We start from the raw sequence: 7,546 nt of genomic DNA, 5'->3' as shown, positions 1-7,546 counted from the left end.
GCGCCCCCCGCGCCGCCCCCCGCCCCGCGGCGGGGGGGGGGCCGGGGGGGGGGGGGGGGCGGGGGGGGCGGCGGGGGCCGGCGCCGGCCCCCGCCTCGCTGCCTCCGGCCGGCCGGGGCCCGCACTACGCGTCGCGTCGGTACTCGGTCCGGGCGTGCCGGTCGTAGGGGCTGGGCTGGACGGTGGCGCGGATGCGCGGGAACCCGAGGTCGGCCTCGGGGTCGGTGCCGACGCCGGGGTGCTCGCCCCAGACCACGCTCACCTCGGTGCCGGGCGCGGCGTGGGCGGAGTCGACCAGCGACTGGGCCAGGACCGTGCCGACCGGGTCGATCGAGGCGGTCTGCATGGTCGTGCCGATCATTCCCGCGGAGGTCTCGACGCGGTGGCGGGCGTAGGTGAGGACGAAGCCCGGGTCCTCTCCCCCGCCGACGACCCGTCGCACGTCGTCCGGGTCGAAGACGAGGGTGACCTTGGTGCGGTGGGGTTCGTCCTTGGCCTTGAGCAGGGCGTCACGGCCGTGGAAATCGTGCCCGAAGTGGATCAGCTTGCCGTAGCCCAGTTCGTACGGGGAGACGTAGTAGTCCTCGATGTTCTCCGAGAAGAAGCTGCCGTTGAGCGGGCGTTTGCCCTCGATGCCGAACAGCGGCAGCCAGGCGCGGTACCCGGCCAGCTCGGGGTCGGTGTAGATGCCGGGGACCGGGGAGGGGACCCAGCCGCTCTCCACGCTCGGGGTGGCGTAGGCGAGCGCGCCGACCTGGACGAGGCCCAGCGGCTCGCCGGCCTCGAGGAACGCCTCGTGGACGTGGGCGGCGTGTTCCCAGGGGCCGATGAACTCGTAGCCGGCCTGCCCGGCCATGCCGTGTCGCAGGGCCTCGAAGGAACGGCCGTCCAGGGTGACCGGGGTGGCGTGGAAGAACTTGGTCTGCGGCAGCGGACCGCCGAAGACCTTCTCGATCAGCTCCAGCGCCAACGGGCCCTGGATCTGGTAGCGGAACAGCTTCGGGTCTCCGCCGCCCGGGCGGAACGCGGAGGACGGGTCGGTGGCGAAGGCGACGTCGTAGCTCGCCTTCTCGGCGTGGTACTGCACCCAGTGCTGGGCGGCCGGGATCCCGCTGAGGAGGTACTTGTTCTCGGCGTGGCGGGCGAGGATGCCGTCGGTGACGATCCGGCCGTCCCGGGTGACGGGCACGTACTGCTTGGCCTGGCCGATCGCGAACTTCTCGAAGTTGTTCGCGCCGTACTCGGCCAACGCCCTGGTGGCGTCGGGGCCCTCGATCCACATGTCGTACATGTGGTGCGAGAGGTTGAGGAGCGCTACGCCCTCGTGCCACGCGGCCTGCTCCCGGCGCCAGCCGGCATACTCCCGCTCGACCACCTCGGGGGTCCACGGTTCGGCGTTCGGCTTCCACAGCAGGCCGATGGGCGAACCGGCCTTGTCGATGCCGTCCTGAAGACTGGGGACTGCCATGTGCGGCTCCTGTCGGGGTCGTTCGTCCCGAGGTTACTAAATCGATCTAGTAGCGCGACTCGCTACGCAACCGACTAGTCCTGGGACGGACAAACGGAGATCGGGTCGGGGTCGGGTGAGACACACGGCGAGGCACCCTTGCCGACAGACGGCCGGCTCGGCGCGCGACGCACCCGCGTCTCGAATGGCCTTCTCCGCTCACAGGCGGACCGACCTGCGAGCTGGAAGCTAAATCGATATAGCGGGGAGGTTACAACGGAAGACTTAATCGCTCTAGTCCTCGGCCGGATTTTTTCAGACCGTCCAGGCCGCACTGTCGACGACGGACGGCATCGCCGAGGCCGGCCCGGCGGTGCCCTCCGAGGACGGCGCCCTGTCCACCGCGTTCGTCTATCCGACCACGTCGCCGCAGGCCGAAGGCGGTTCGGTAAGGGGCTAGTAAATGAAAATGATTATCGATAGCGTGTGCGTTGCGCAAAGCCCACCCCTCCCACCCGAGGGTGCTCCGGGCTGCCTTGACGTCTGAACCGCCCGCACGAAAAGGGGAGTTGTGGCTCATCTGCTGATGGTCGAGAGCTGGGTCGGGTCGATGAGCAGACTGCTGCCAAGGGCGATCCGGGAGGGCGGACACGAGTTCACGTTCCTCACCCGCGACCTGCACCACTACCTCCGCTCGGCCCCCGAGGGGGCGGCACACCCGCTGCTCGGCGCCCGCAACGTGATCACCGCCGACACCAACGACACAGCCGCCCTGCTGCCGGAGATCGAGAGGCTGCACAAAGCACTGCGCTTCGACGGCGTGATCACTTCCTGCGACTACTACCTTCCGACCGTGGCGCGGATCGCCGGGCATCTGGGGCTGCCGGGCCCGGCACCGGAGGCGGTGGAGGACGCCTGCCGCAAGGACGCCACCCGCCGTGTCCTCGCCGACGCGGGAGTCCCCGGGCCGCACTTCGCCGTGCACGAGGAGTGGGCCGACATAGCCCGGGCGGCGCGGGAGATCGGCTACCCGCTGGTCGTCAAGCCGGTCGACCTGTGCGCGGGCATGTACGTGCGGCGCGTGGACGACGAGGAGCAACTCGCCGCCGCTGTAAGGGTGTTGGCCGACCTCCCGGTCAACGCCCGCGGACAGCGCCGGGAGCCCGCCGTCCTGCTGGAGGAACTGCTGGACGGCCCCGAGGTGAGCGTCGAGACGGTGTCGCACGCGGACGCGGTCCATGTGGTGGGCGTGACCGACAAGAGCATCGGCGGGGCGCCCGCGTTCATCGAGACCGGGCACATGTTCCCGGCCGCTCTGTCGGCCGCCGACGCCGAGGCCGCCGAACAGACCGCCCTCGCCGCGCTCAAGGCCCTCGCTCTGACCGAGGGCGTGGTGGCGCACACCGAGATCAAGCTGACCTCGGCCGGGCCGCGCGTGGTCGAGGTCAACCCTCGGCCCGCGGGGAACCGCATCACCGAGCTGGTCCGGCATGTGACCGGCATCGACCTGGCCGCGGCCTTCGTCGAGGTGTCCCTCGGCCGCGAGCCCGACCTGCGGCGCAGCGACACCGGGCTGCGCAGCGCGGCCATCGGCTTCCTCGTGCCGGCGACCTCGGGCACGCTCGAGTCACTGGACGGCCGCGAACTCCGGGACGTGCCGGGCGTGTTGGAGGTGCAGCTCGCCGCGCCCGGCAAGCAGGTGAAGGCGGCGGGCAGCAACAACGAGTACCTCGGGCACATCATGGCGGGTGACGCCGAAGGGCTGGGCGCCCGCGACCACGTCGAGGTCCTGCTCGGTGCACTGCGCTCCGGGTTGGTGATCCGATGACCGCCGTCACCGGCTCGGCCCGCACGACGACGTTCGAGTCGTGCGGGTCGTACGACGAGCTCGTGGCGCGTGTCCGCGCCGGTGAGCTGGGTCCGGATCCGGCCGCGCAGCGGATCGCGGTGGCCTTCACCACGCGGCAGGCGGTACGGCACGAAGGGCGCGGCACCGGCTACCGCAACGAGGTCCTCAGCCTGCGGCTCGGCGCGGCCGTCGGCTCGTGCGCGGTCGAGCCAGGGACGCTGTCCGACCGTGCGGTCGAGGAGTGTGTGGGCGCGAACGTGGCGCATCTGCTGGAGCATCCGCTGCTGCCGGTGCGCGTGGCCGCGCTGGACGCCTATCTGATGCACGTTGCTCCGCACGTTCCACAGAACGGGGCGCGGTCCGTCCCGCTGCCCGCCGGGACGTCGCTGGAGAGGTCCCGGGCCCGGGCGAAGGCCGTCGTCGCGCTGCTCGAGCTGCCGCCGGGCGCGACCGTGCTGGTGGTGGGTGTCGTCAACTCCCTTCTGGAGGAGCTGCGTTCGCGTGGGCTGGGCTATGTGGCCGGTGACCTCAAGGGCGGGCTGACCGAGTGGGGTGAGGCGGTCGTGACCGACGCGCTCGCCGCGGCCGGGCGCTGTGATGCCCTGCTGGTGTCCGGGATGACGCTGGGCAACGGCACCTTCGAGCCGTTGCGGCGGCACGCGCTGGCGCACGGCAAGCAGTTGGTGATGTTCGCCCAGACCGGCAGCGCCGTACTGCCCCGCTTCCTCGGCCACGGGGTGAGCGCGGTGTGCGCCGAGCCGTATCCCTTCTTCTGGCTCGACGGCGGCCCCAGCACCGTGCACCGCTACGGCGGCCCCTGTCCGGAGGACGGACGATGACCACGACTGCGGTACGCACCCTCGCGCGCCCGGAACTGCTCACCCTGCTCGGCCGCACGCCCCTGGTCCGCATCACGACCGACCTGTCCGGCCCGCATCCCGGCTTCTGGGCCAAGCTCGAAGGACTCGCGGCGGGCGGTATGAAGGCGCGGGCGGCCGTGTCGATGCTGCTGGGCGCCCGTGAGCGCGGCGAACTGCAGCCCGGCGCACCGGTGGTGGAGTCCACCTCGGGCACGCTCGGTCTCGGGCTCGCCTTCGCGGGCCAGGCCCTCGGCCATCCCGTCGTACTGGTCGGCGACAGTGAACTGGAGCCGTCCATGAGGCAGTTGTTGCGCGCCCACGGGGTGCGGCTGGAGATCGTGGACCGCCCGGCGGCCCGGGGCGGCTGGCAGGCGGCGCGGCTGGGCCGGCTGCGGGAACTGCTCGCCGTGCTGCCCGGCGCGTACTGGCCGGACCAGTACAACAACCCCGACAACAGCGCCGGTTACGCCTCGCTGGCCGCCGAACTCGTCGACCGGCTGGACCATTTGGACATCCTGGTGTGCAGTGTGGGCACCGGCGGGCACAGTGCGGGGATCATCGGCCCGCTGCGGCGGCGCTGGCCGGCGCTGCGGCTGATCGGTGTCGACTCGACCGGCTCGACGATCTTCGGGCAGCCCGCGCGGCCACGGCTGATGCGCGGCCTGGGCAGCAGCATCCACCCGCGCAACGTCGTCCACGACGCCTTCGACGAGGTGCACTGGGTCGGCCCGGCCGAGGCTGTCGACAGCTGCCGCCGCCTGGCCCGCGGCAGTTTCGTCAGCGGCGGCTGGAGCACGGGCGCCGCCGCCCTCGTCGCCGCCTGGGCCGCCCGCGTCCATCCCGGCGCGGTCGTCGCCACCGTCTTCCCCGACGGCCCGCACCGCTACCTCGGCACGGTCTACGACGACGACTTCGCCGCGGCCCACGGCCTCGACCCGACCGCCGCGGCCACCCGGCCCGTCGAGATCCCGCACCCCGGCGCGGCCGAGGCCACCGGCTGGGTGCGCTGCTCCCGGGTCGTCGACCCGCTGAAGGCCGCCCCGCGTGCCGTACCCCATCCGGAAAGGACCCCGTGAAGGCCGGTCTGCGTACCGTGCGCCTCGATCTCACCGAGCCGCTGCGCATCTCCCGCTCCACCATGACCACCCGCGACGCCGTGTGGCTGAGCATCGAACACGATGGCGTGACCGGCCACGGTGAGGCCGTCACCAGCGTCTACTACGGGCTCGACGTCGACACTCTGCAACGGCTCCTCGCCGCCGCCGGCGCGGAACTCGCCCGCTTCCCCGACCCCGAGAGCGCCCTGCAGGCCCTGCGGGCCCTGCGGGCAGTCGAGTTGATCGGCGGGGGCACTCCCCCGGCCGTGACCGCAGCCGTCGAGGCTGCGCTGCTCGACCTCGTCGGCAAGCGCGCCGGCAGCCCCGTCCACCGGCTGCTCGGTGCGGCCGTGCCTCCGGTCGCGGCCACCGCCCGCACCATCGGCATCACCTCCCCCGCCCGAGCGGCGGCACAGGCCCGCTGCCTCACGGCGGCCGGCTTCGAGATCATCAAGGTCAAGGCGGGAACCCCCGACCCGGAGGACGACGTGGAGCGCGTCCGCGTCATCCGCGACGCGGCGCCCCGGGCCCGGCTCCTGCTCGACCCCAACGGCGCCTGGACGGTGGCGCAGGCCGAGGCGCTGCTGCCCCGGTTCGCCGACCTCGGCGTCGAGGCCGTCGAACAGCCCGTCGCGCCCGGCGACCCGAAGGCCCTGGGCACACTGGCCGAGCGCTCACCGCTGCCGGTCATCGCCGACGAGGACGCCGTGGATCTGGAGGACGTGCGCCGCCTGGCCGGCCGGGTCCAGGGCGTCAACGTCAAGCTCGCCAAGTGCGGCGGGGTGCACGCGGCCCTGCGCATCGCCGGGGCGATCTTCGGCAGTGGCACGGAGCTGATGCTGGGCTGCCTGACCGCCAGCAGCCTCGGTCTCGCGCCGGCCGTTCACATCGCCGACCGGGCCCGCTGGGCCGACCTCGACGGACATCTGCTGCTCGCCCACGACCCGTGGACCGGGATCGGCGGCGAGGACGGCGTCGTACGCGCAAGCGGCCTTCCCGGCCTGGGAGTTCAGGAGGTGGGGGCGTATGAGGGCGTGGCGTGAGATGCGCCGCTTCCCGCTTGCGGTCCAGCTGCTGCTGGTCAACCAGCTCGGCGTCAACATCGGCTTCTACCTCCTCATTCCCTACCTCGCCACCCACCTCACCGACCACCTGGGCATGTCGGCGGCCGTCGTCGGCATCGTGCTCGGCGTGCGCAACCTCAGCCAGCAGGGGCTGTTCATCATCGGCGGCTCCGCCTCCGACCGGCTCGGCGCGCGCGGCGTCATCATCGCCGGCTGTGCCCTGCGCACCCTCGGGTTCGCCCTGTTCGCGCTCGCCGACAACCTGGGTGTGCTGCTCGCCGCGTCCGTCCTCAGCGGGCTCGCCGGGGCACTGTTCAACCCCGCCGTGCGCGCCTACATCGCGCAGGAGGCCACCGAGCGCAGGGCCGAGGCGTTCGCCCTGTTCAACGTGTTCGCCACCACCGGCGCGCTGATCGGTCCGCTGCTGGGCAGCGTGCTGCTGCTCGTGGACTTCCGCACGTCCGCGCTGACCGCCGCCGGGATCTTCGCCGTCCTCACCGTCGCGCAGGCCCTCGTGCTGCCGGCCCGAAAGGTCGAGCCGAGCAAGGGCACGGTCCTCGCGGACTGGCGCGAAGTCCTGGGCAACAGGGCCTTCCTCGCCTTCGCGCTCGCCATGGTCGGCATGTTCACCCTGGAGAACCAGCTGTATCTGCTCCTGCCCGACGGAGCCCGGCAGGCCACCGGCTGGAACGGCGCCGCCGGACTCGTCTTCGTCGTCGGCACCCTCGCCAACCTGGCACTGCAACTGCGCATCACCCGTGCCCTCAAGGAGCGGGGGGACCGGGCGCGTTGGATCGCGACGGGCCTGGGTCTCATGGCAGTGGCGTTCCTGCCCCCCGCCGTGGTGGGGGTCGGCTCCGACGGCCCGGACGGTGCGGCCGACGCGGCACTGCGCGCGCTGCCCGTCCTGGTCGGCACCCTGCTCCTCCACCTCGGGGTGATGATCGCCCAGCCGTTCGTGATGGAACTCATCCCCGGCTTCGGCCGGGCGGAGCTGACCGGCACCTGCTTCGGCATCTTCTACATGGTCTCCGGCATCGCCGCCGCCGTCGGCAACACCGTCATCGGCTGGGCCATGGACACCGGGGAGCGGGGCGACGCCGACTGGCTGCCGTGGGCGTGCTGTGCCCTGTTCGGGCTCGCCTCCGCGCTGGGCGTGGCCTGGCTCCACCGGCTCGGGTCGCTGCCGACGCCGTCGAAGCCCGCCGTACCCGTGACGGCCTGAGGAG

6 protein-coding genes are annotated in these 7,546 nt (G+C 72.4%); 5 read left to right on the top strand and 1 reads right to left on the bottom strand.

All coding sequences use genetic code 11. The annotated features are described in order from the left end of the window. Positions 1–124: 124 nt before the first annotated feature. The gene (locus tag ACWD4O_RS41585; RefSeq protein WP_451288241.1) at positions 125–1,468 is read right to left on the bottom strand and encodes an aminomethyl transferase family protein; all 1,344 of its coding nucleotides are present in this window, start codon (positions 1,466–1,468) and stop codon (positions 125–127) included. Positions 1,469–2,018: 550 nt separating this feature from the next. Here ACWD4O_RS41585 and ACWD4O_RS41580 point away from each other — a divergent pair. The 5 genes from ACWD4O_RS41580 to ACWD4O_RS41560 are packed head-to-tail and all read left to right on the top strand — an operon-like array spanning position 2,019 to position 7,542. Beyond that, positions 2,019–3,275, top strand: a complete 1,257-nt coding sequence (locus ACWD4O_RS41580; protein WP_451288240.1) for an ATP-grasp domain-containing protein — start codon at positions 2,019–2,021, stop codon at positions 3,273–3,275. Continuing rightward, a complete protein-coding gene (locus tag ACWD4O_RS41575) occupies positions 3,272–4,135 on the top strand; it encodes a Rossmann-like domain-containing protein (RefSeq protein ID WP_451288239.1) in 864 nt (287 codons plus the stop codon). The genes ACWD4O_RS41580 and ACWD4O_RS41575 overlap by 4 nt, the downstream gene beginning before the upstream one ends. Next, positions 4,132–5,232, top strand: coding sequence for a PLP-dependent cysteine synthase family protein (locus tag ACWD4O_RS41570; protein WP_451288238.1), 1,101 nt, complete (start codon positions 4,132–4,134; stop codon positions 5,230–5,232). Before ACWD4O_RS41575 ends, ACWD4O_RS41570 begins: the two co-directional genes overlap by 4 nt. Further along, on the top strand, positions 5,229–6,296 hold the full coding sequence (locus ACWD4O_RS41565) for a dipeptide epimerase (RefSeq protein ID WP_451288237.1): 1,068 nt from the start codon (positions 5,229–5,231) through the stop codon (positions 6,294–6,296). Before ACWD4O_RS41570 ends, ACWD4O_RS41565 begins: the two co-directional genes overlap by 4 nt. Beyond that, entirely contained in the window at positions 6,280–7,542 is a 1,263-nt protein-coding gene (locus tag ACWD4O_RS41560; RefSeq protein WP_451288236.1) for an MFS transporter, read from the top strand. Before ACWD4O_RS41565 ends, ACWD4O_RS41560 begins: the two co-directional genes overlap by 17 nt. Positions 7,543–7,546: the final 4 nt, after the last annotated feature.

The sequence above is a fragment of the Streptomyces sp. NPDC002623 genome (assembly GCF_053592635.1).
This window is presented reverse-complemented; position numbering and strand designations above follow the sequence as displayed.

Bases quoted from the DNA above. Each gene is read 5' to 3' on its own strand.
- ACWD4O_RS41560 (WP_451288236.1), top strand. From the start codon at position 6,280: ATGAGGGCGTGGCGTGAGATGCGCCGCTTCCCGCTTGCGGTCCAGCTG.
- ACWD4O_RS41575 (WP_451288239.1), top strand. From the start codon at position 3,272: ATGACCGCCGTCACCGGCTCGGCCCGCACGACGACGTTCGAGTCGTGC.
- ACWD4O_RS41585 (WP_451288241.1), bottom strand. From the start codon at position 1,468: ATGGCAGTCCCCAGTCTTCAGGACGGCATCGACAAGGCCGGTTCGCCC.
- ACWD4O_RS41570 (WP_451288238.1), top strand. From the start codon at position 4,132: ATGACCACGACTGCGGTACGCACCCTCGCGCGCCCGGAACTGCTCACC.